This is a genomic window from Microcoleus sp. PH2017_28_MFU_U_A (assembly GCF_020738035.1).
GTDB lineage: Bacteria > Cyanobacteriota > Cyanobacteriia > Cyanobacteriales > Microcoleaceae > Microcoleus.
On record NZ_JAEQCX010000092.1, the window covers coordinates 1 to 20,395 of the forward strand.

Consider the following 20,395-nt stretch of genomic DNA (forward strand, 5'->3'; position numbering starts at 1 on the left):
CGGGTAGATTAAGCAGTCTGTCAAGATGAAGATCCATACGGTAGAAATCAATTAGTAGTATCTCATTATACACTTTTCACCAAAAAGCCAGAAGAGCCGGTTGAAGTGACTCAAGCCATGTTGCCCTTGATTCTAAAGAGCCAAAGTGGACGGATTGTCAATATGGCAAGTATCGAAGGATCGTTGACCCTTCACGCCGATCCAAGTTCGTTCATTTATGACTCCAAACCCTTTGCTTATGATGCCTCTAAAGCTGCGGTCAATTCTTTTACCGTGCATTTGGCGCACGAGTTACGAAACACACCCGTAAAGGTCAACAGTGCTCATCCCGGTTGGGTCAAAATCGAATTAGGCGGTGACGGCGCAATGATGGATATTACTGAGGGTGCGAAAACAGGTGTGCAGCTAGCAACTCTCTCTGATGATGGAGCAAGTGGGGGCTTTTTCCACCTCGGTCAGCCTGTTCCTTGGTAGTTTCGGAAACCATATTTTGCGCTTAGGAGGAATCAACCGATGTCTGACGTAAAGCCAGAAGCTCATCAAAATGTTTATTTGCAAAATGTCGTCACCGGGGCAACGGCCAATCCGGTCATGCAAAACCCGGATGCGATCGACGAGGAATTCATTGAAGCGGCAAATCGAGTTTTGAAGAATGCAGTTGAACTGATCCGAGTTCTGATTGGCGCTCATCAATCTGCGATCGCCATTATTGTGCAAGAAGATTGGAGTTCTATTCGGAAGTTCTTCTCACTCTCAGAGAAGTATGCAGCGTGGGCAAAATACGATACACCTGCAACTGGATATGGCACACACGGGTGGTTATTGCGCCACAATCAACCTGTACGAATGACCCAAGCGGAACTCGAAGCTCACCCTGAGTGGAAAGGTTTTGGCGGCGAGGCAAGCAAGCATCCACCGATGCGAGGTTGGCTTGCTGCCCCGATTGTCGGGCAAGATGGAATGAACTGGGGATTACTACAACTATCCGATAAGTACGAAGGGGAGTTCACGGAAGAGGATGAGCAACACTTCATCAGCTTTGCGAAGTTAGTGTCAGAGACATTGGAAGCACTGTGGAACGTGCGTAATCTTCGGAAGAACGCACCAGGAAGATAATAACCGTTTTGCAGCAGACAGATCGAGACTCGAACTCAGTATCATTGACTCTCAACCGTCTGCTGCATTTGATTGATTATGCTGCTCAACGTTGCAAAGCTTTCAACCCAAGGTTGGGAAATAGCTGACTCGTAACAGCGAACTGCACCCATGCACTTGCTAAGGTTTCTAAAGTGCGTGCTACCAGAAGATTACCTGCATTAACTGGTTTGTAACCGCAGTCTTCAATTAGATTTGCAGCAATTTGTTTTGATTCAACGTCATCACCACAGTAAAAAACGCTAGGAAAATCAGCACCGAATTGCCTTGAATCTGAAGCAATGATTTCTGCGAAAGTGGTATTGAATGCCTCAACAACTTTTGCATTGGGTAAAAGTTGCTGAATGACTTCAGCAACAGAAATTTTCAAGTCCGTTGCCAAGCCAATTGTTTGCCCCGTGAAGTCTGGCTGAATTCCACTCACACAAGTAATGATAATTTTCCCATCCAAAGAGCCAGCCGCGTGAATGACCTCTTCCAATGCTGGCAGCCAAACAGCTAGTAAGATAATGTCTTGTGCTGCTGCCTCTTGAATCGTTCCAGCTTTCGCAGTCGCCCCTGCCACTGTTGCCAGCTCAAGCAGCTTATTTTGATCTCGTGAGTAAGAAAAGACGACTTCATGTCCTGCCTTTGCCCAAAGTTTACCCAACCCAGCACCCATGTTGCCAGCACCAATAATGCCAATTTTCATTTCATTTTCCTTTTTTGATGTGCAAACTTTTACTTAGATCGTTCAATTGATTTTTGCTGCCCAGTTAAACAATAACCAACGACTGCGATCGCAATCGTGAGCAGTGCTGCCACAACGTTTGGATAAATCGAGATTCCACCCAATTCAGGCTCACGAACGGTTCCCAGAACCGGATCGTTGAGGAAACCATAGGATGTTCCAGGCCAAAACCCCGCGCCAATTAGCCCAACCCAGAACGCAGATCCGAGAAATGCAGCCAAACCCATTGAAAAGCGATCGCTCGTGGGACGCACTTTTAAAATTGCTAAAGCGGCACTTCCCAACGAGGCAGCCGCAAAGAAAGACATGGCACAGTGGAGTTTGGCGTGAGGCAACCAAGCCGGGTTGTTCATGTGACCGTTTGCTAACAAAACTGCATCAACTCCAATGGGTATCGTCAGGGTGGAAATAGCTGCGGTGATAAGCAACCATCTGGCGAGTTTTGCTCGATGCATACTGATATACCTCAGTTAAATTGTTAGGGAATAAGAAACGAGGCGCAACGAAACTATCGGGTTTGGCTAGAAAAAATACCTTGGTTATGGGATGAAAAGATAGACCTTTCTTGCGGAATATCTAGAATCAGTTAGGTGATTCTTGCGATTGTTCAAATCGATCGCAGCGTTCAGAATTAACTAAAGTTCTGACGCACTAAGACAGCTTCTGACCGAGCATCCTACTCGGTGCGATCGATTCCTATCGATTCTCGACCTTTTTCCAAGTCGATTGCGTATTAGCGGCGGGTCATTGACCGTGTTTCTCGGTTTCGGAGAATCGACCTCTAAAACTACTTCTGCAAGGATTTCCAGGTGTCCGACGTAAGTTGTAGCATAGACCACTCCGGCAGATGCTCGCGATAGATCTCCAGCAGTCCTTGTGCCGTCTTCTCGATCGCCCAGTCCTGTTGAAGTTCACAAGCCACACTGAGCCAGTTGGTTACCTTCACGCCGTATTGAGTCAGGTTGGCGGTTGAGGCTGCCAGCACCTGATTGCTATAGTTCCCCGAAGCGTCCATGACAAGTCGAACATCGTAGCCCTCCGCCGCCAGAGTCTTTGCGGGAATCCCAACACAGAAGTCTGCTGTGATGCCAGCCGCGATCACTTTTTTGCGACCAGTGGCTTCGATCGCTTCTCGTATACGTGGATCGTGCATCGAATTGATTTTGGTGCGATAGATGGGCTGTACGTCGGGGAACAGCTCCAGTATTTCCGGTAGGAACGGACCCAGAGGCCCTGCGGGTCCGAACGCGGCAGCGGACATCACGACTGGAATATTATGCAGTTTAAGCACTTTTGCCAACGCGATGCAGTTGTTGCGAAGGTGAATTGGGTCAATATCACCGCAAAATAACATTAATCCTGCTTGGTGGTCAATCAGCAGCGCACAGGCATTTTGGTCGTCAAGCATCTCGAACTTTTCATAATTCATGGAGATTCTCCTTCTGTTTGAACGATCTATAAAGTCTGAAACTGAGCTTTGAAGTAGATGATTCTTGCGATTGCTCAAATCGATCGCAGCGTTTTAGAGTTCAGCCTCAGCGAAAGTTTTCCGGCTCTTTGAGAAAACCTTAGTATGTTCCATGAAATTTCACGAAATTCATGAAGATTTTTTCAGTCGATTGCTTTCCGTGTAGTAGCAAGTTCCCAAAATGATAAAAAATAGAAAATCCATGTGAACTTGTGTAATTGGGAAACCCCCTAATGAAAATGATTGAAGACCACCATATTCTGGGTCAGCGAATGCCGTTCCAGGATAGAGAATTGCTGGTGCCATTGCCATCCAGTAAAGAGCCGCAAATAAGCAAGACATCTTTAAGTTTTCAATGTCAGTAGAAACCTTGCGAAACCATAGAAAATAAAGCGATATAATCCCGCAAATAAGACCCAAAGTCATCGTTTGTCCGTTATGAAATTTGGCGTGTGGCGGCCAAAGTGGATTGAAAACATGAGTTTCATTGAAATCGGCTAAGAAGGGACTCAGGGAACTAATAACGGCTATGAGAGAGATGGCAAATCTACTTAAATTCAACTTTCTGCTCATTTTTGTCTCCTTTAAGCTAACCCGAATCGTTTTAGTTTGGAAGTGAAACGATAAAGTTCATCTTCCGCCGTACCTCAGTACGCAGTCAAGCCTAGCAAAGATTTCTGCTGACTCACGATCGCGTCAGAAAAAATCCGGATTAATCATTGATTCTTGCCCCATTTATTAGAATCTTGCTATGAGGCTGGACATCAAAAGTGTTTGCGATAGTTGCTAGGTGTTGTACCCGTCAAGTTCCGAAATTGGATTGTCAATTGATTTTGATTGGCAAAACCAACCCGATCGGCAATCATCGAAATTGGTAGTGGAGTTTTTTTCAATAAATGTTTTGCTGATTCGATTCTTTGCTCCATTACATATCGATAGGGTGATACACCGATCGATTGCTTAAATAACCGTGAGAAATAATATTGACTCATCTCTAATTCATCGGCGATCGCTGCAATAGTTAGATTTTCAGCTAAATGATCGTGGATATATGCGATCGCTCGTTGCATTTTCCACTTCGGCATCCCTCCCTGGTAGTCGCGCAAGGGTTTGTGCCAATCTGAATAATGCCTCAACAGATGAATTGAAAGTGCGATCTTCAAGGAGTCTACCAATAACTGACTGCCAAATCGAGCCTCTATAAGTTCTGCTGTCAGAGACTTGCCAATGCGATCGATGAATGTATCCTGCATTGCATAATGCGGAATGAGTTCGATCCGCTCCGTTGTAAATGATTCATAGGCAATTTTAGTCAAGCGATCGGGTTCAAGGGATAACACGGAAAAGGAGGCTTCTTGATTCCAACTGCTCCGATGCTGAACCATTGCCGGGACGATCGCAATATTATTTCCGCCGCCAATCTGCTCTTGCTGCCTGCGTCCATCAAACCAACGTTCTGTCTGAACCAAATCCGAACTGAGTCCGACAACCACAATATGTGTAGTGTGAGCGTATTCAGGTGATTCCCAAGCGGGTTGACAATGTTGTTGAACATGAATTTCATTCCAGCCCAAATTTTCGCTCGATCGCAGCGGCAATCGGGGGACAACTTTCATAACATCATCTTTCTGAGTAAAATCGATAGTTAAGGGCTGTTTTTCTGGCATTTTATAAACTCTGGATGTAAGGACTTGGATCGATTCCGAATGCGATCGCTGGTTAGGTCATATTCTACTCAATCAGTGCTTTCGATCGTTGCAGCGCATTATTCATATAGTTGCGCCAGAGTAAATTGGTAATCAACCAAAGGATTGGAACCGCTAAAACAGACCGTGCATTGAATGTATAACGCCACTCGATCGTAGTCTGACCTGATGAGTTGATACTAAACCACCACTCGCCATTCGCAGAAGTTGTAAGAAACCCCAGCACCCCAGTAAAACCGCTAACCGTGTAGCTAAAGTATCGCGGATGCTCATATTTTGTCAGTAGCTCTTGGACGGAGCTATTATCTGATAAATGTACAGTGCGGGTTTGCCCTGCGATGTCCCAATTTCCAACTTGGTTCTTAATCCCCGTGACAGATGGTAGCAGCCCATAACCTTTAAATATAGAAGTGAGGTCAATAGGCACAATATGCTCAAAAGCCGCTGTTTGACTAGCTGTAACGGTAGTCTTAATGGTTGCTGAAAGTAAGCTCATGAAATCTTCGCCTTTTTGTAATATCTAATATCAAATCTGTTTGCATCGGAATGATATAAACGGAGAAGACAGAGTCCAAGGCAGTGCCGTGTCCCTACAATTCATCGCGGTAGGGAAACGGCACTGCCTTGGACTCTATATCATTCCGATGCAGCCGGATTTGATATCAAACAGCTCTCCTGGACTTGTAGTATCCATCGTCTTTTGTAGTTGAAAAGTAGTTGAGGGTTGTCAGAAGAAATTATTATTTGTAAATCACTTCGACTTCAGAATCTGCTGACGATCGATTGTGTAGCGCAATATAAGATTTAGCGATCGCATCAGGATCGAAATGCGTACCGACTTCTACTGTGCCACAGATAGTCACAGTACCTACATGAATCCCAAACTCCTTCAATTCTTGAGCTAGACAAAATGTCAAACTCCTTAGCCCTGATTTGCCGATCGCCAAAGAGACTAAATCCGCATCTGGATATAATGCTAGACCTCCACCTGTGAGCAAGATTGTGCCTTTCTTACTTGTTTTCATCGCTGGAATCACCTGCTGTGCTGCAACCAAGGCACCAATGACATTCACATTAAAATCGGCGATTAACTTCTCAGGTGTTAGTTCGCTAGGCTTACCCATCGCCATCACGGCGGCATTATAAATCAATACTTCTGGATCTGCCAATTTGCGAATCTCAGTAAAAGCTTGAATTAAGGATTCTTGATTCCCGGCATCTGCTGCAAAGGTATAAACCGTATAGCCTGCCTGACGGAGTTCTTGAGCATTTACTTCTAGTTTTTCCAAATTCCGAGCCATGAGTGCCAAACTGTAGCCTTCCTTGGCAAATGCCTTGGCTACGCCCATGCTCACTCCTGCTCCAAATCCAGCGATCGCACATATCGGTTGATTCATTTTTTTACCCGAATTTACTTCAAAATTATCGGTGTGATAATGAGTGTCATCAACAGCTCAAATTCTAATGTTGCCAATCATCCTATCGTAGATAGCCTTGACATTCGATCGACTTTTGGCAATCCGTACAAAGTGGTTTCATCGTGACCTTAGTTCATGAATAAACTTAAGAGTATTCTACTTTGGATAGAGCCACTTAGCAAATAACTTTGTCACCCGTGGCATGATGACGTAGGTCATTAACGAAACCATGAAAGCTGCACCGATCGCACTGCGTAACAAAGTTGGCAATGGAAAAAGCAATTGATTTAAGAAGGGTGGAATGATGTTAATCAATGGAAAAATCACTAGCCAAGTAACGAGTACCATTTTGTAACGGGGCGGTGGCACGATCGCCCCTTGAATTGGCAAGGTAAACCATGTCTCTAACCCCGTCAGCCGTTGATACTTGGAATTAACAGTTAGCCGCTTGATTCGTTCCAAAAGCCGATGACGAATTGGAGAATTTTCCCAACTGGTCAAATTACTCAAATGGTCGAACTTGAAGACGATGCGATATTCTCGGTTGCTGCGATCGCTTGAACGGAAGATATTCACTCCCAAATGTCCTTCAAATGCCGCAGCAGCGACTAATATATCGCTCAAAACTCGATCGAATTCATCCTCACAACCAGGCTTGACTTGTTGCAGAATATCAACAGTTACTGGAGGATCGTCAGATTGATTCAATGGATTCATGCAAAAAACTTCCAACTAGATTAGCGGTAATCCTTCAGCACCAATTTCTAGACGTACAACTTTTGCCGACTCAATTCCTGATGGCAATGGATATGACATACCACCGTTGCTTACCACGTAAATACTGGTGCGATCGCGCCCAGTACGACCGAATGCTAAGGCTGTAGTTCCTGCCATTCCTTGTTCTGCTTCGGCGATCGTGGTTATTTTACCATCTGGTGTAATCTTGACCACACTGTTATAAATGTGTGTAGTGCCGTAGAGATTACCGTTGCGATCGAAGGCAAAGTCGTCAATGTTTACGCGATCGATAAAAATTGTTGGTTCCCCTGGCTCAGCATCTTCGAGAATCGGAATCCGAACAATATGCTGCTTTTGGGTATTCGATACATAAAGCACATTGTTAAAGATTTTGAGTCCATTAGCTCCGGGAATTTCTTGCTCTGCGGAGGTTCGCGCCAACAAAGGATGTTCGAGCCAAATGCGAGTGCTGACTTGGGCTACATCTAATTCCCAAATCGCACCTCGATAGGAATCAGCGATCGCATAGCGACTACCAGTCAAATGCGTGATTCCATTCAGGAAGATTGCATCTGGCATTGTTAGTAAAGTTTCTACTGAACCTTGAGATGAAACTTTAAAGATGGTGGAAATTCCGTCTTGATTCCAACCTGTCAGCAATAGTTCTGTTTCTGACAGAAAAGCTAGACCTGCTGCCTTACCTGAGATCGTGGCATGAGTTACGGGGATTCGATCTTGCCCGATGCGAACGATCTTTCCTTCAAAATGGTTGGCAATAAATAACGTATTGTCAGAGTCGATCGCGATACTTTCTAGAAATGTATTGGCAGGAAATTCCGCGATTTGTTGGCTTGGCACCAACTCAATGGGAGTGCTTTCAAAGATAGGCGGTAATCCAATTGGTGTAGACATTGCGATCGTTCCTTTTTCGAGTATAGTCAGACAATCCACAAGTTGGTCAGACACTGAAAAGAATGGACAGTGCGACGAGACTTCGATATTATTTGCGCGAAGGGCACTCACCCAACGCTGAATCGAGAGTAGCACAGTCACATCTATAGTTACCAAATGGATACTAATGGAAATGTTTTACCTATGAAATTTGGATGTCCAGTTGAGCTGACGATTGAACGCATTAGTGGAAAGTGGAAAAGTGTGATTCTGTGGTGGCTAAGGCAGCACAGGAAAAGCTTTGGAGAACTGAAACATCTTATTCCTGGAATCTCCGCAAAAATTTTGACGCAGCAATTGCGGGAGTTGGAAAAAGATGGTTTGATCGATCGAGAAGCCTATCGTGAGATGCCTCGACGAGTAGAATACTCCATCACGCCTTTAGGTGAAACTCTCAGCCCGATCATCGAGTTAATGTGTGAATGGGGAAAAAATCAACTGCCTGAATTTAAGTTTGGTTTACGGGATTTGACAGGCTTGCGCGTTCTTATTGTTAGTCCAGAAATGGGAGGTTTTTTGCGATCGGAACTGGAATCTCACGGGGTACAAGTAGCGATCGCTACCTCCACAATCGAGGCGCTACAGACTTTCGATCTAACACAACCTCAAGCCTTAGTCATTGACACAGATATGCCAGACGACCAAGTATACACGCTCGTTCATCAAATCAAAGAGCTGGAGTCAGCGCAAGGCAAGCAAATTGCCACGATCGCACTGATCGCTGTTGCAAGTTCTGGCGATCGTCGGCAAGCTCTTCGCTCTGGTTTCCAGATTTGTCTGACTCAGCCTGTGGATATCGCAGAATTAGTTTGCTCTCTAGCTAGTTTAACTGGGTCGCTAGTAGATAACTAAAGCAGCCCAATATTCCCAATCAACGCCGATTAAGTTTTTACGGTCGGTGTGCATGGGCGTTGTTATGCGCCGATCGGAGAACAAAGCTCAATTAATGATCCTTCTCTAGAACGAACATATGCAACCACTTGACCCCAAGGCTTTATGGTCGGCTCCTTGACAGAAACCGCTCCAGCAGCAATTGCCTTGGTATAGGCAGATGCTACATCATCGGCGACAAACGCCAGCTCAACTCCAAAGGGTGTAGCACTGAGATCGCTTTTTTGATAATGTCCGTCAAGATTCATTTCACCCATCGCATGGGAGGCAAAAGCAAGAACCGTTTCGCCCGTGTTCAACTCGCCATACTCGCCAGACTCATGCAAAAAGCGCGTTTCAAAGCCGAATGCCTCCTTGTAAAAGGTCAGTGCATCTGCAACCGACGAGACGTAGATAATGGTGTAACCAAATTTCATATTTTTGCCTTTTTGAACTTTGATTTCTTTGGTTTTGGGGCCGGAAGCTCACTTGCTGTCAAACGAATAAGATTCGACATCCAATGCCGATCGTCAAGCTGTTCTCCAATCAGAAAGTATGGTTTTGCACCTGGGTATGGGGGGGCTTCTACGATACTATCAATCATCGATCGCCCACCAGCAGTCGCCTTTATGAACAGTTGGTTATCGCAAACAAGCGCGACGACTTTCTCGTCGCAGTAGATCGCATATTCGCCAAACATTTTTTTGAAAGAGACTTGCCCCGCTTGGTTTATTTGATCCAGAATATATTCAACAAAGTTCAAGTCCGAGGACATATATTCTCCTAGCGAATGTAGACAACACATTCTCAAATTGCTGGAATTCAGGATTGAAGTTGTTGCATTAAACCTGCCGCATCGGAAACAGACCAATGTTCGGCAATTTTTCCGTCTCGAACGCGATCGATCCGGATTACGGATGTTGAAATAGTTTTACCTGTTGGTGGAGTGCCATAAAACGTGCCACTGTGTGTACCTTGGCTAGTGATATATGTCGCGATTCGATCGCCTTCGACAACCTGCTGCACGATCTCAATCTCGATGTCGGGGAAAGCGGAGAAAAAATCATCAAAGAATGAATCATGATAGATCCGCAGCGCATTAAGACCGCGATTGTCTGTTCCTAGCATCGCATGGTTTACACAATCTTCTGCCCAGAAATCTTTCAATGCCGAGAGATCGCGACCGTTCCAAACCACTTGGATAAAGTTCTGGACGATCTGCTTGTTTTTATCAGATTCGTTCATCGGTTTTTCTCCGGAGATTAGTCCTTAATAGGGCAGTATACAATTTCAAAAGTCTGAATGATTTTATCGACGTAGGCGTTGATTATGCAACAAGTTAGTTCAGCGCTTTACGGAAAACGATCTTGTCCTCGCCCGCCTTGTAGAACTCGCGGATTCGTGCTTCCTCGTCGTAACCGCTCTTGCGGTAGAACGATCGAACGTACTCGAAGCTCTCCAGTCCCGATGTTTCCACAAGTAGCACGCGATCGCCGCGCTGCGCTAACATCTGTTCGACGTGGGCTAGCAGTGCTGCACCGCGTCCTTGCTGCTGACGATCGGGGTGGACGGCAATTAGATATAGATTCCACGTCCCCTCGGTCATTCGTTCCGGCGCAACATAGGCGACCCCCACCAGCCCGTCGTCATCGTCGGTGAGCCAGATGTCTTGGCTATTTTTGCCGTCGAAGTGGTCTGCCAGCATGAGGGCGAGTTCTTCGGTCTCGTGCGGCTCGAATCCAATTGCCTCAACTAAGGCGATTAATGCAGTCGTGTCATCGGGCGCGATCGATCGAATCATAGCAAACTCCGTGGGTATGCAAATCTAGGCAGATTTCTGAAACAGTTTAGACACAGCACCTCTCAAAATGTGCGGTATTAGCTTTGGCCCAGGCAAGAATACAATCCCTAACTGTTGCATTAATCCCAGTGCATCGCCCTGGCCCCAATGCTCCGCGATTTTGCCGTTTTCGATGCGATCGATGTGCATAACAGCTAAGCTAATTTGTTTTCCCGTGGGTGGCAAACCTTGAAATTCTCCGAGGTGTGTTGCTGTGAATTTTCCGCACGTCACCACTTTATCACCTGCAACTATGACCTCATCAAAAACGTGTTCACCCTGACTGAAAGCTAGATAAAACGACATCCCGAACTGCTTGAACTCCTCCCCGTTTAATGGCTTTGGCATTCCGGCCATGCGAGCAATAAAATTCGGCGCTAACAGTTCTAAGGCTTGTTCCATTTTGCGATCGTCAAAAGCTTTGTAGAACTGGAGAACGATTGCTTTGTTTTGGTCAGTCATTCGACTTTTGATTTTTGATTTTTGATTGATTCCACGGATAAATCCTCTTTCTTGTAGCATCAAGAAATTATTGGTCAGAGCCTTGCGGAACTCAATCTCTGAAGTCTGGCAGCACCAAAGGTGGCATTGAACTTGCGACACCAAATTGCCGCCGAAGCAAAATCTTCTGAGTTGATGCTGGCAGGAATCACATAGCTTTGAGCACCGCTGTATGACTTGAGTGGCGCGATCGACACATAGTCCCCTTTCTTGATGGGATAGGCTGGGGGAACTGTCGAGCCAATAACATCGGGCGATTTGTGCAAAATCACGACCAAATCAGGACCAGACGTTGAGGTTTGAAATGCTCGATCGAGTTCCAGAATGCGCTCATTCCCTTTCTGGACAATGCGGGCAGTGCCTTTCGTGGCGTGTTCGCCATCGACAAAAGTGCCAGAAGTTAGAACTTTTGCGGGTTGAGCCGTTGCGGGTGTCGTCACTGGCTTAGTTGGAGGGGAAGCTGCCACAGGCGTTGGCATTGTTTCAGAAGTACCGGATGACGCAATAGCAGTTCGATCGCCAGCGGTTTTGATGCAGCCGATCGCAATTGTTGACACAAAGGTAATACTAGCAAAGTTGAAATAGCGGCGTTTCATAAAAAGCTTCCTCCTTAAAGCATTAAACTCCCCGGAAACCGATCGCCGTTGACATTGCCTCGCGAGGACTGGGGTTAACTAATTCTCGATTTATTTTAGCCTCATATAGGTTGCCAATAAAACCCAAGACAATCCCCACAAACAACAAACTTCCCCCTAAATATTGAGCTAAAGTAGGAGCTTCCCCTAAAATTAAATATCCCATAACTATAGCTGCAATTGGATTCAATAAACTGGCTAAATTGAGTTCCGTTGAAGTTGCATTTTTTAAACCAGCCAACCAACATAATTGACCCAGGACGACAATAACCGCCGCATAGATTATCATCCATTGCCACAGAAAAGGAGATAACACTTCTGCAAAATGGTTTGGCCCGTAAAGGAGATTAGCCAATAGGAAAAAAATTACCGTCCCCAGAATATTGCGATAAATTGTAAAAATTCCCAAGGGAATCGATTGTAATTGCAGTTTACCAACGACGGTAGCAATGGAACCAATGATCGCTGCGATCGCCACACAAATTTCTCCTATTCCAATTTGAAATCCAGCCATCGTCATCATCGGCCCTGAACTCCCTAAAAAAGCAGTCACTATCACCCCAGCCAAGGAAACCAGAGCCCCTGCACTTGCCCAAAAATTGACCCGCGATCCCAACAGCCAAACACCCAACACCAGGGTTAAAATTGGTTCGATACGCCCAATTAACACGATATTAGTAATATTTGTCTGTCCGAGGGCTTGAAAAATTAACGCAGGAACGATCGCCCCCGATAAAATACCTGTAATGGTTAAACTAATCCAATCTTTACCAGTCAAAGCTTTCAGAGTCTGCGGTTGCCAATCTTGATGAAAAATTAGAGTCATTAACCCCAAAGCACAGATATTACCCACAAATAAAACATTGCACAGTGAGATGGGATTTCTGCCATCGATCGCATGATTTTGACCAATCTCAACTATTTTTTTAGTAACAGAATTAGAAGTTGCAAAAATCAAAACAGCTATGCCAAGATACATCGGGGCAGGAACTTTCATTAAAATTATATGCACTTTATTGGCAACTTTCATGCTTTTTATTGATGTTGATTTTATAAAATGAATTCAGGCAATAATTCAAAAATTTTAAACGAACCGCGAAGACGCGAAGAACGCGAAAAACCGCAACAGAAGAGAGTTTCACGACTCATTTAAACACTATACAACTTTACATTAAATTAGTTTAAGGTGATGCCTTTTCATAGCCAATTTGGGGAGCAGAATAAATGGAGATAAACACAGCATCTTCACTATTGTCATTCACTGCACCATGAATCTGATTTTTGTCTGCGATCGCAACTTCACCAGCATTCAAGCTTTGGCTTTGACCATTCCCTAAATAATACGTCAAAGCGCCCCGTAGCATCACCCAGGTATCTTGTCCATCCGGGTGACAATGAGCTTCTACAATTTGCCCAGGCTTGACTCCCCAAATAGCGATACTAGCATTTTTAGTCTTAATAATTTCAGTCACCGTAGCAGATTCATCCGAGAAACGCACATCAGCTTCCAGGGGAAAAACTCTTGATTTCATCATTTGAAAATTACCGTTTTATTTGGGTTGCGGACAGGTTTTATTGGTGAAATCACATTGATAAATGTATTGTGATTGCCAATGGAGGGGAATCTCTAGTAAATCTCTTGTACCAGTCATTCCCTGACCGATAAACAGCAGTAGAGCAAAACAATTGAGAATAATATGAGCGGTGCGCCAGCGATTTTGTCTATCCTGATAAATATCTTGGACGATCGCCACTGAAAAAATTATCAATAAAGCGGCTGTCATACCGTAGTAATAATGGGAAATAAACCATTCATTATCTCGACGATAAATTTCTGGTTGAAATCCTAAAACAATCAATCCCATTCCAGTTAAAGTGGCAAAAATGCCTCGCCATAGTTTAACTTTTGCCTTAAATAGTAGCGTGAAAGAAGCAATGCTTAACAGGAAAATGGCGATGACAAAAAAGACTCGAAATGGTTCTTTAGTAAGGGTGTCGTTACTGAGCATTTTTGAAAAAATGGGATAGGCCATTCCCAGTAGGGCAACCCCTACAACTGAGCCGCTCAACCAACTACCGATCGCTACGTGCTCGGAACCTACTACGGGCGGAATTTTACTTTTTTCGCCACCGGCAACTTGCAGACGACGTTGACGGGTGAGTAGGGCGCGATTCACCACAATGCCGATTAAGGGAAAAACCACGATAATGGCGATCGCCGGATGTAACAATGCAAAGAAGTCTTGAAGTTCCATGTTAAATATCCATTCAATTATATATATCGCGAATTTTCCCTTACTTACACTCAGCAAGGGAACAGGCAAATTACTTCACTTCAGCGGCGGGAAAACTCGCTACTCTCCCTTGTTTCACAGCGACAACAACATCAAAGGTTGCACAGTAAGAGAAGGTAACATTGTTGGCCTTGTTGTAGAGATTGACCACCATGCCTGCCCCACCGGGTTGTACTCCTAATGGTAATAAATCACCATAGAAAAATCGTCGCAATTGGTCGCCACTACCAACTTGTCCTTTACTTTTAGTAATAATCTGGATCTTTTCCTGAACCGTTATTTCCGGGGCTGCTATTGCCGTATTTTGGAATTTTGGCAAAAAGCTATGTACAGCTACATCTCCCGCACTGATAGCGCTAGCAATAGCGAGGGTGGCGAACAGAGGACTGAGGGATTTGAGTTTTAACATCTTCGTTTTTTGGTGAGAATGGTTGATGCGAACATCATCATCTATTTCAATTTTTTTGAGAAGGAGGCATAATAGAATATACTATATGCCATTTTGGAATAGGTACGGTATGGATCGAATTGCCTGTATGCAGACTTTCGTTCGGGCGATCGAAATGAAGAGTTTTTCGGCCGTAGCGCGGGAACAACAGACGACGCAACCGACAATTAGCAAGCAAATCGCCGCTCTGGAAAAATATCTGGGGGTACAATTAATCACTCGTTCAACTACCAACTTGAGTTTGACTGAGGAGGGGAAAAGATACTATCAATACTGTCAGCAAATTTTGGAAACCGTCGCCGAAGCGGAGGCCAGTTTAACAGGAAAAGAACGAGCAACAGGTATTTTGCGATTGGGCTGTCCCGTGCTGTTTGGGGAAAAGCAGATTGTCCCCCGTTTAAAAGCCTTTATGAAACGCTATCCCGATGTCAAGATCGATCTGATGATGGCCGATAGTTTTGTGGACATTGTAGAGAATGGATTAGACCTGTTGATCCGCATTGGTAATCGTCCCGATAGTTCCCTGATTAGCCATCGCATTGGCACGACTCGCCGCGTCACAGTGGCAACAACAGGCTATTTTGAGCAAGCGGGAGAACCTCAAACACCGGATGATTTAGTGGATCGTGATTGTATTGTCTATACGCATCTGTCAACAGGCAATGAATGGCATTTTCAAGGAACAGATGGCACTATCAAGGTGCAAGTTGGGGGTTGTTTTCAAACTAATAGTTCTGTGGCGATTCGAGCAGCAGTGTTATCGGGTTTGGGGATTGCGGTAGCGCCGGTCTGGATGTTTGGTGATGAAATTTACCGGGGCGATCTCAAGGTTGTGTTGGAGGATTATCAACCAACTCCGTTACCAATTAATGGGGTATATCGTCGCAGCCGTTTTTATCCAGCAAAAATAACTTGTTTTATTGATTTTTTAGAGGCAGAATTTAAGCTCGATCCGTGGGTTTGAGATTAATTAGTATTCTATTCTCTTCTGGCAATTATAGAAACAAGAACAATTAAGACTAAAAAAGAAAAGGGCGATCCCACCGAATTTTACGGCGATCGATTGGTAATTTTGAAGTCTTGGGTATGACGATCGAGGCACGATCGGTTCCTAAAAATTCTCAACTCCACCTTCTAGTTCATTCAAGTCATCTGCCGTTAAGGGCGATCGAGCGCTATGGCGGACATACAATACATAAACCGTAGTATCTCGAATCGCAAACAAGACCCGGTAAATGTTTTTGGATTTCCCATAAAGTAACTGCCGAACTTCTTCAGGAAAAATCTCGCTTTCAACGGCTCGCGCCACAGCGCCGAGGTTTTTCTGGGAGTGTGGCGATTTCATTCATCAAGCCTCGAAACCAGCGGCAAAATCGGGATTTCGCTCCCGATACCAGCGGTAGGCTTGCTCAATCTCAGAAGAGGCGATCGCGGTAATTTCAACCTGAAATGTCATATTTCTGCTGCATTTCTTGGATAAAATTTTCGATAGGGCGAGTAAGTCCGGCGTTGAGTTCCTGGAAGCCTTGCTGAATACCTGCAATTGTTTCCAATTGATCGATCAGTTGGCGCAGTTTAATTGGATCGATTTTGTTTGGATCGAGAAAGGTGACTAGAACTTGAGAGCGATCGCTAATATCTTGTGGTAGCGAGGCTAGCTGAATCTGCCCATTCTGATAAATGCCTTCGATGGTTTTTAGCATGAGTTGCAGTTTGGTTAGTATTCTTTTCTATTCTAGCAAGTAAAGTTAAATTCAAGTAGATGAAATAACCATTACAACTGAGATAGCAACCTGTCGTAGTCTGCGTGTGAACCAACCCAAAACCAGATTACAGTATCTCCATCCAATTGACCAACGGCTCGATAGTTGTTGCTGATTCTAGCAGAGTAGATTGGTAACTCTGAATGCACTTTTTTGAAACGCAGACTGGGATAACTTGGGTTTTCCTTGAACTGGCGATATGCCTCGCGTGTTTGCTCTTGAACTTGTTTTGGCAGTGCGGCAAAAGATTTACGGAATTCGGCTGTAGTACGAGACTTCACAATGTTTCTGGATCGAGTTCTTGGGTTTTACCTGCGTGATACTCAGCCATTGCGGAGGCTGCAAGTTTAGCAAGAACATCGGGAGAACTCGCAAATGCTCGATCCCATCTTAGATCGTCTTGAAGTTCTTCTAAAATCATTGAGGCGATCGCATCTTGCTCACTTGCAGACAAGGTTTTCAACTTAGCGATCGCACGATCGAGTAACTCAGTCATGGCTAGCACACTCTTAGCATCAAAATGGCATCTTATCTATTATTGCTTATTCTTGGCAAGTTGAGCGAATCACAACTTGCCAGGACGCGATCGCCCTTTCCAAAGAGCGCACTCTTCGTATAACAATAAGGATAGAAACCCGCAAGTGCGATCGCAATACCGAAATGGAGAGCGATCGACCTACTGGTAATTTTAAAGTATTGGGTATTGCGATCGAGCGTTGGGCACTACAACTCATCAATCGTCAAAGCCAAGCCCGTCCATAATGCCTCAATCGCATCAGAGATAGCCCGATCTGTGTCAGTAGATTTATGTAAGCCGATATTTTCCGACAACGCAAGGTTATGTAAGTATGAGAGTAAAAGTGTTGCTGACGACGCAACATTGTCTTTGCGAATTCGCCCTAATTCTGCCTCAGCATTCAGATATTCTGTCAGCTTACTGCCAAGTTGTATCCCAGGCATGGTGTGACGTTTCAGAAAGGTTTGCAAATCGAAGGATGGATGGCTGATGAGGGATAGAAAAACTGGCATCACCTCGCGGAAATAGACAACAATCTGCAAACTCACCGATTTAAGGTTTGCAGTTACCTGTTTTTTACCGGGCTGAACGCTGAATATTGCCTCAAGCTGCACGGACGGTGGCACCATCGCAGCAAAGAAGAGATATTCTTTCGTGCCAAATCGCTGAAAAATAACCGCCTCAGAAATCCCAGCCATTTTAGCGAGAGTTCGTGTAGAAGCTTTTGCCCCCTCCTTGAGAAAGAGCGATCGCGCCACCGCTAGAATTTCTTCATCTGTAACGGTTTTATGGCGTGGCATTGAATTTCATTTAGGTTTAGGTCTGTTTGAGCGGGTTCACAAAACAATACCGTGTTCTCGGCGAATTTCGATTATGGACTGTTGCTTGAGTTTGGAAAGTTCCTCGATAGCTAGCCTTTTTTTCATGCGTAGGCTCTTGAAAATGATGCCGATGATGCGTGGAAGGGATACAAACCAGATGCCGATCAACTTGAGATGCCCAATACCAGACAAAACATTGCGATGCTCTTGGTTAGCAACTGCGCGATGCATCTCACTGATTTTTGCTGTTGTAGCAAAGACCATCCATATGTGGGCAGCAATTTCGTCCTGAATAGAAGTGTCGCAATTAAACAAGATGTGTACTGCATCATGTTGCTCGAATGCTTGCGTTATTTCCGCCGACATTTTATTTGTCATGTCGCTTTCGTCTGATGCACGCAATTTTTGAATCGCCTCGCCGAGGGTAATTGAAGCCCCCGAACCAAAATGCTCATTCATGGCAATGTTCCTCTCTTTTATAGCCTGACAAACAATATAAGCAAGCACTTGCTAACTTAATCATATCGCAGTTGCAGTCTCATACTCCGATCACCCCCCAAAAAAACATAAAACCCCCAAACCCTTTGATAAATTAGGTTTGGGGGTTTTATTCCTCGCATCAGTTCAAATTACAACTTACTAAGCTCGATCGCCGGAGCACGCAGAGACACAGTTCGATCCGCAGCAGCCTTAGCCACTAGAGATGGCACTGAATCCCGCAACTTTGCAGTCAACTGAACAGTCGTCGCATCGTAAACCTGAGTCAGCATCTTCGGATACAAACCAATGCCAATAATCGGCACTAACAGCGCAGCAATAATAAACACTTCTCGCGGTTCTGCATCCACCAACTCTTCGTGTTCCACCAATTCCTTATTCTCAGAACCGTAGAAGATTTCCCGCAGCATCGACAGCAGGTAAATCGGAGTCAAAATTACGCCAACAGCAGCCAGAAATACCACGCAAACCTTGAACACCGGATTGTAAGCGTCGCTGGTTGCAAAGCCTACAAATACCATCAATTCTGCGACAAAACCGCTCATTCCCGGCAAAGCTAAAGATGCCATAGAGCAAGCTGTCCACATGGCGAAAACCTTACGCATTTTCTTGCCTACTCCGCCCATTTCGTCGAGCATGAGGGTGTGCGTGCGATCGTAAGTGCAGCCTACCATGAAGAACAAACTGGCCCCGATCAAACCGTGGGAAACCATTTGCAGCATAGCGCCGCTCGTTCCCAAATCGGTAAACGAAGCTATCCCAATCAGCACAAACCCCATGTGGGAAATTGAAGAATAAGCAATTTTGCGCTTCAAATTCCGCTGAGCAAAGGAGGTTAAGGCGGCGTAAACAATGTTTACTACACCCAAAATTACTAAGAGGGGTGCGAAGGTAGCGTGAGCATCCGGGAGCATTCCGGCATTCATCCGCAGCAAGGCGTAGCCGCCCATTTTCAGGAGAATTCCTGCTAGCAACATATGGGCGGGTGCGGTTGCTTCGCCGTGGGCGTCAGGGAGCCAAGTGTGCAGGGGAAAAATTGGCAGTTTGACGCCGTAGGCTATTAAAAATCCTGTGTACAGGAGCAATTCTACATTGGGGGCGAATTCTTTGGCTGCGATCGCCCGCATATCGAAAGTCACCGTATCGCCATAAAACGCCATTGTCAGGGCGCCAACCAAAATAAACAGCGAACCGCCTGCCGTGTACAAGATAAACTTAGTTGCTGCGTAGAGGCGCTTTTTGCCGCCCCAGATGGACAAAATTAGGTAAATCGGGACTAATTCTAGTTCCCAAACCAGGAAAAACAGCAACATATCCTGTACGGCAAAAACTGCGATTTGCCCGCCGTACATTGTCAGCATCAAAAAGTAAAATAGCTTTGGTTTAAGTGTGACCGGCCAAGCTGCTAAAGTCGCCAGGGTAGTAATAAAACCTGTCAGCAAAATCAACGGCATTGACAAACCGTCAGCACCGACTGACCAATTTAAATCAAGTTGCTGCACCCAAGTATAACTTTCTACCAGTTGCAAGTCTGGATTGCTGAAGTCGTACTGAGTGCAAAAAGCGTAAACAAGTAGGGCAAAATCGATCAAACCCACAATTAGTGCATACCACCGCACCGTCTTGCCATCCTTATCGGGAATCAAAGGAATTAGCAATGCCGCAGCAATGGGAAACAGAATTGTTGTTGTTAACCAGGGAAAGTTAGCTGTATCCATTGCGTTTTAAAATTATCCATCAATTATTAGGTTTAAACACATTTTGGCGATTTTGGTCTAAATTTTATACTTTCTTTATACGAAACAATTCTTTTTGTAATGTTTGCGACGATTTGTGCGATCGCACAATTTGAGTTTAATCAAAGATTTATTTCTATTGGCTAATTGTCAATTCTGAGTTATTGAGCTAATACCCGTTCTTAAAATATCTTCTGGTGGGAAATGGCAATGCCCTTCTTCGTGTCAACTTAAGCTGTCAGTCCACCAGGGAATTCATATCGTTTCCGGTTGGATCGGAATGATTTAACCACAGAGAACGCAGAG

The 20,395-nt window shown here is 44.9% G+C and carries 31 protein-coding genes; 4 read left to right on the plus strand and 27 right to left on the minus strand.

From position 1 onward, the window contains the following. The first annotated feature begins 105 nt into the window (after positions 1-105). Positions 106-474, plus strand: a complete 369-nt coding sequence (locus JGK14_RS22285) for an SDR family NAD(P)-dependent oxidoreductase (protein ID WP_293192172.1) — start codon at positions 106-108, stop codon at positions 472-474. 39 nt (positions 475-513) lie between these two features. Beyond that, entirely contained in the window at positions 514-1,116 is a 603-nt protein-coding gene (locus tag JGK14_RS22290) for a GAF domain-containing protein (protein ID WP_293209065.1), read from the plus strand. 85 nt (positions 1,117-1,201) lie between these two features. Here JGK14_RS22290 and JGK14_RS22295 read toward each other — a convergent pair whose 3' ends face one another. From JGK14_RS22295 to JGK14_RS22335, 9 genes are all read right to left on the minus strand, one after another. Beyond that, complete coding sequence (locus JGK14_RS22295) at positions 1,202-1,846, minus strand: NADPH-dependent F420 reductase (protein WP_442921471.1); 645 nt, start codon at positions 1,844-1,846, stop codon at positions 1,202-1,204. Between the two features lie 29 nt (positions 1,847-1,875). Then, positions 1,876-2,340, minus strand: coding sequence for a DUF6640 family protein (locus tag JGK14_RS22300; RefSeq protein WP_293192174.1), 465 nt, complete (start codon positions 2,338-2,340; stop codon positions 1,876-1,878). A gap of 332 nt (positions 2,341-2,672) precedes the next feature. Next, positions 2,673-3,314, minus strand: a complete 642-nt coding sequence (locus JGK14_RS22305; protein ID WP_293213027.1) for an isochorismatase family protein — start codon at positions 3,312-3,314, stop codon at positions 2,673-2,675. A 168-nt stretch (positions 3,315-3,482) separates the two neighbouring features. Further along, positions 3,483-3,926 carry a DUF6640 family protein gene (locus JGK14_RS22310; RefSeq protein ID WP_325315500.1) on the minus strand — a complete coding sequence of 148 codons (444 nt, stop codon included), beginning with the start codon at positions 3,924-3,926 and terminating at the stop codon, positions 3,483-3,485. A gap of 191 nt (positions 3,927-4,117) precedes the next feature. Continuing rightward, positions 4,118-5,020: a helix-turn-helix domain-containing protein gene (locus JGK14_RS22315; protein WP_293187074.1), complete on the minus strand. Its 903-nt coding sequence runs from the start codon at positions 5,018-5,020 to the stop codon at positions 4,118-4,120. 64 nt (positions 5,021-5,084) lie between these two features. Next, positions 5,085-5,555, minus strand: coding sequence for an SRPBCC family protein (locus JGK14_RS22320; RefSeq protein WP_293187075.1), 471 nt, complete (start codon positions 5,553-5,555; stop codon positions 5,085-5,087). A gap of 244 nt (positions 5,556-5,799) precedes the next feature. Further along, positions 5,800-6,456, minus strand: a complete 657-nt coding sequence (locus JGK14_RS22325; protein ID WP_293187076.1) for an SDR family NAD(P)-dependent oxidoreductase — start codon at positions 6,454-6,456, stop codon at positions 5,800-5,802. Between the two features lie 177 nt (positions 6,457-6,633). Further along, entirely contained in the window at positions 6,634-7,194 is a 561-nt protein-coding gene (locus JGK14_RS22330) for an antibiotic biosynthesis monooxygenase (RefSeq protein ID WP_293219077.1), read from the minus strand. Positions 7,195-7,209: 15 nt separating this feature from the next. Beyond that, positions 7,210-8,127, minus strand: coding sequence for an SMP-30/gluconolactonase/LRE family protein (locus JGK14_RS22335; protein ID WP_293192178.1), 918 nt, complete (start codon positions 8,125-8,127; stop codon positions 7,210-7,212). A gap of 183 nt (positions 8,128-8,310) precedes the next feature. On the opposite strand from JGK14_RS22335, the gene JGK14_RS22340 reads away from it, so the two are divergent. Further along, positions 8,311-9,018, plus strand: a complete 708-nt coding sequence (locus JGK14_RS22340; protein WP_325315501.1) for a winged helix-turn-helix transcriptional regulator — start codon at positions 8,311-8,313, stop codon at positions 9,016-9,018. Positions 9,019-9,080: 62 nt separating this feature from the next. Here JGK14_RS22340 and JGK14_RS22345 read toward each other — a convergent pair whose 3' ends face one another. From JGK14_RS22345 to JGK14_RS22390, 10 genes are all read right to left on the minus strand, one after another. After that, positions 9,081-9,473, minus strand: coding sequence for a VOC family protein (locus JGK14_RS22345; RefSeq protein ID WP_293207550.1), 393 nt, complete (start codon positions 9,471-9,473; stop codon positions 9,081-9,083). Beyond that, positions 9,470-9,799, minus strand: a complete 330-nt coding sequence (locus JGK14_RS22350; protein WP_293192183.1) for a TfoX/Sxy family protein — start codon at positions 9,797-9,799, stop codon at positions 9,470-9,472. The genes JGK14_RS22345 and JGK14_RS22350 overlap by 4 nt, the downstream gene beginning before the upstream one ends. A 59-nt stretch (positions 9,800-9,858) precedes the next feature. Further along, positions 9,859-10,281: an ester cyclase gene (locus tag JGK14_RS22355; protein ID WP_293192186.1), complete on the minus strand. Its 423-nt coding sequence runs from the start codon at positions 10,279-10,281 to the stop codon at positions 9,859-9,861. 94 nt (positions 10,282-10,375) lie between these two features. Further along, positions 10,376-10,837, minus strand: a complete 462-nt coding sequence (locus tag JGK14_RS22360) for a GNAT family N-acetyltransferase (protein ID WP_293192189.1) — start codon at positions 10,835-10,837, stop codon at positions 10,376-10,378. Between the two features lie 24 nt (positions 10,838-10,861). Beyond that, entirely contained in the window at positions 10,862-11,338 is a 477-nt protein-coding gene (locus JGK14_RS22365; RefSeq protein ID WP_293192192.1) for an ester cyclase, read from the minus strand. A gap of 74 nt (positions 11,339-11,412) precedes the next feature. Continuing rightward, a complete protein-coding gene (locus JGK14_RS22370; RefSeq protein WP_293230343.1) occupies positions 11,413-11,973 on the minus strand; it encodes a DM13 domain-containing protein in 561 nt (186 codons plus the stop codon). Between the two features lie 22 nt (positions 11,974-11,995). Then, entirely contained in the window at positions 11,996-13,042 is a 1,047-nt protein-coding gene (locus JGK14_RS22375) for a DMT family transporter (protein ID WP_293192194.1), read from the minus strand. 151 nt (positions 13,043-13,193) lie between these two features. Beyond that, on the minus strand, positions 13,194-13,547 hold the full coding sequence (locus JGK14_RS22380; RefSeq protein ID WP_293192196.1) for a cupin domain-containing protein: 354 nt from the start codon (positions 13,545-13,547) through the stop codon (positions 13,194-13,196). Between the two features lie 15 nt (positions 13,548-13,562). Then, the gene (locus JGK14_RS22385; RefSeq protein WP_325315502.1) at positions 13,563-14,267 is read right to left on the minus strand and encodes a DUF4079 domain-containing protein; all 705 of its coding nucleotides are present in this window, start codon (positions 14,265-14,267) and stop codon (positions 13,563-13,565) included. A gap of 70 nt (positions 14,268-14,337) precedes the next feature. Further along, positions 14,338-14,715, minus strand: a complete 378-nt coding sequence (locus tag JGK14_RS22390) for a hypothetical protein (protein ID WP_293182542.1) — start codon at positions 14,713-14,715, stop codon at positions 14,338-14,340. An 85-nt stretch (positions 14,716-14,800) separates the two neighbouring features. On the opposite strand from JGK14_RS22390, the gene JGK14_RS22395 reads away from it, so the two are divergent. Further along, positions 14,801-15,718, plus strand: coding sequence for a LysR family transcriptional regulator (locus tag JGK14_RS22395; protein ID WP_293192200.1), 918 nt, complete (start codon positions 14,801-14,803; stop codon positions 15,716-15,718). Between the two features lie 147 nt (positions 15,719-15,865). On the opposite strand, the gene JGK14_RS22400 is transcribed toward JGK14_RS22395, so the two are convergent. The 8 genes from JGK14_RS22400 to ndhD1 form a co-directional block, all read right to left on the minus strand. Further along, positions 15,866-16,099: a hypothetical protein gene (locus tag JGK14_RS22400; protein ID WP_293225985.1), complete on the minus strand. Its 234-nt coding sequence runs from the start codon at positions 16,097-16,099 to the stop codon at positions 15,866-15,868. A 94-nt stretch (positions 16,100-16,193) separates the two neighbouring features. Further along, complete coding sequence (locus JGK14_RS22405) at positions 16,194-16,457, minus strand: hypothetical protein (protein WP_293225987.1); 264 nt, start codon at positions 16,455-16,457, stop codon at positions 16,194-16,196. A 71-nt stretch (positions 16,458-16,528) separates the two neighbouring features. Further along, positions 16,529-16,798, minus strand: coding sequence for a type II toxin-antitoxin system RelE family toxin (locus JGK14_RS22410; RefSeq protein ID WP_293225989.1), 270 nt, complete (start codon positions 16,796-16,798; stop codon positions 16,529-16,531). Next, a complete protein-coding gene (locus tag JGK14_RS22415; protein WP_293225991.1) occupies positions 16,795-17,013 on the minus strand; it encodes a hypothetical protein in 219 nt (72 codons plus the stop codon). The genes JGK14_RS22410 and JGK14_RS22415 overlap by 4 nt, the downstream gene beginning before the upstream one ends. A gap of 46 nt (positions 17,014-17,059) precedes the next feature. Then, complete coding sequence (locus tag JGK14_RS22420) at positions 17,060-17,251, minus strand: hypothetical protein (RefSeq protein WP_293225993.1); 192 nt, start codon at positions 17,249-17,251, stop codon at positions 17,060-17,062. Beyond that, on the minus strand, positions 17,241-17,834 hold the full coding sequence (locus JGK14_RS22425) for a TetR/AcrR family transcriptional regulator (protein WP_293225995.1): 594 nt from the start codon (positions 17,832-17,834) through the stop codon (positions 17,241-17,243). The genes JGK14_RS22420 and JGK14_RS22425 overlap by 11 nt, the downstream gene beginning before the upstream one ends. Positions 17,835-17,870: 36 nt before the next feature. Then, positions 17,871-18,314: a hypothetical protein gene (locus tag JGK14_RS22430; RefSeq protein ID WP_293225997.1), complete on the minus strand. Its 444-nt coding sequence runs from the start codon at positions 18,312-18,314 to the stop codon at positions 17,871-17,873. Positions 18,315-18,484: 170 nt separating this feature from the next. Continuing rightward, entirely contained in the window at positions 18,485-20,071 is a 1,587-nt protein-coding gene (ndhD1, locus tag JGK14_RS22435) for a photosynthetic/respiratory NAD(P)H-quinone oxidoreductase subunit D1 (RefSeq protein WP_293226000.1), read from the minus strand. Between the last annotated feature and the right edge of the window lie 324 nt (positions 20,072-20,395).

Bases quoted from the DNA above. Each gene is read 5' to 3' on its own strand.
- JGK14_RS22420 (WP_293225993.1), bottom strand. From the start codon at position 17,251: ATGAGTTGTAGTGCCCAACGCTCGATCGCAATACCCAATACTTTAAAA.
- JGK14_RS22310 (WP_325315500.1), bottom strand. From the start codon at position 3,926: ATGAGCAGAAAGTTGAATTTAAGTAGATTTGCCATCTCTCTCATAGCC.
- JGK14_RS22335 (WP_293192178.1), bottom strand. From the start codon at position 8,127: ATGTCTACACCAATTGGATTACCGCCTATCTTTGAAAGCACTCCCATT.
- JGK14_RS22315 (WP_293187074.1), bottom strand. From the start codon at position 5,020: ATGCCAGAAAAACAGCCCTTAACTATCGATTTTACTCAGAAAGATGAT.
- JGK14_RS22360 (WP_293192189.1), bottom strand. From the start codon at position 10,837: ATGATTCGATCGATCGCGCCCGATGACACGACTGCATTAATCGCCTTA.
- JGK14_RS22395 (WP_293192200.1), top strand. From the start codon at position 14,801: ATGCCATTTTGGAATAGGTACGGTATGGATCGAATTGCCTGTATGCAG.
- ndhD1 (WP_293226000.1), bottom strand. From the start codon at position 20,071: ATGGATACAGCTAACTTTCCCTGGTTAACAACAACAATTCTGTTTCCC.
- JGK14_RS22405 (WP_293225987.1), bottom strand. From the start codon at position 16,457: ATGCTAAAAACCATCGAAGGCATTTATCAGAATGGGCAGATTCAGCTA.
- JGK14_RS22375 (WP_293192194.1), bottom strand. From the start codon at position 13,042: ATGAAAGTTGCCAATAAAGTGCATATAATTTTAATGAAAGTTCCTGCC.
- JGK14_RS22385 (WP_325315502.1), bottom strand. From the start codon at position 14,267: ATGGAACTTCAAGACTTCTTTGCATTGTTACATCCGGCGATCGCCATT.
- JGK14_RS22295 (WP_442921471.1), bottom strand. From the start codon at position 1,846: ATGAAAATTGGCATTATTGGTGCTGGCAACATGGGTGCTGGGTTGGGT.
- JGK14_RS22325 (WP_293187076.1), bottom strand. From the start codon at position 6,456: ATGAATCAACCGATATGTGCGATCGCTGGATTTGGAGCAGGAGTGAGC.
- JGK14_RS22380 (WP_293192196.1), bottom strand. From the start codon at position 13,547: ATGATGAAATCAAGAGTTTTTCCCCTGGAAGCTGATGTGCGTTTCTCG.
- JGK14_RS22430 (WP_293225997.1), bottom strand. From the start codon at position 18,314: ATGAATGAGCATTTTGGTTCGGGGGCTTCAATTACCCTCGGCGAGGCG.
- JGK14_RS22370 (WP_293230343.1), bottom strand. From the start codon at position 11,973: ATGAAACGCCGCTATTTCAACTTTGCTAGTATTACCTTTGTGTCAACA.
- JGK14_RS22290 (WP_293209065.1), top strand. From the start codon at position 514: ATGTCTGACGTAAAGCCAGAAGCTCATCAAAATGTTTATTTGCAAAAT.
- JGK14_RS22390 (WP_293182542.1), bottom strand. From the start codon at position 14,715: ATGTTAAAACTCAAATCCCTCAGTCCTCTGTTCGCCACCCTCGCTATT.
- JGK14_RS22340 (WP_325315501.1), top strand. From the start codon at position 8,311: ATGAAATTTGGATGTCCAGTTGAGCTGACGATTGAACGCATTAGTGGA.
- JGK14_RS22355 (WP_293192186.1), bottom strand. From the start codon at position 10,281: ATGAACGAATCTGATAAAAACAAGCAGATCGTCCAGAACTTTATCCAA.
- JGK14_RS22425 (WP_293225995.1), bottom strand. From the start codon at position 17,834: ATGCCACGCCATAAAACCGTTACAGATGAAGAAATTCTAGCGGTGGCG.
- JGK14_RS22330 (WP_293219077.1), bottom strand. From the start codon at position 7,194: ATGAATCCATTGAATCAATCTGACGATCCTCCAGTAACTGTTGATATT.
- JGK14_RS22415 (WP_293225991.1), bottom strand. From the start codon at position 17,013: ATGACTGAGTTACTCGATCGTGCGATCGCTAAGTTGAAAACCTTGTCT.
- JGK14_RS22400 (WP_293225985.1), bottom strand. From the start codon at position 16,099: ATGAAATCGCCACACTCCCAGAAAAACCTCGGCGCTGTGGCGCGAGCC.
- JGK14_RS22320 (WP_293187075.1), bottom strand. From the start codon at position 5,555: ATGAGCTTACTTTCAGCAACCATTAAGACTACCGTTACAGCTAGTCAA.
- JGK14_RS22305 (WP_293213027.1), bottom strand. From the start codon at position 3,314: ATGAATTATGAAAAGTTCGAGATGCTTGACGACCAAAATGCCTGTGCG.
- JGK14_RS22300 (WP_293192174.1), bottom strand. From the start codon at position 2,340: ATGCATCGAGCAAAACTCGCCAGATGGTTGCTTATCACCGCAGCTATT.
- JGK14_RS22365 (WP_293192192.1), bottom strand. From the start codon at position 11,338: ATGACTGACCAAAACAAAGCAATCGTTCTCCAGTTCTACAAAGCTTTT.
- JGK14_RS22345 (WP_293207550.1), bottom strand. From the start codon at position 9,473: ATGAAATTTGGTTACACCATTATCTACGTCTCGTCGGTTGCAGATGCA.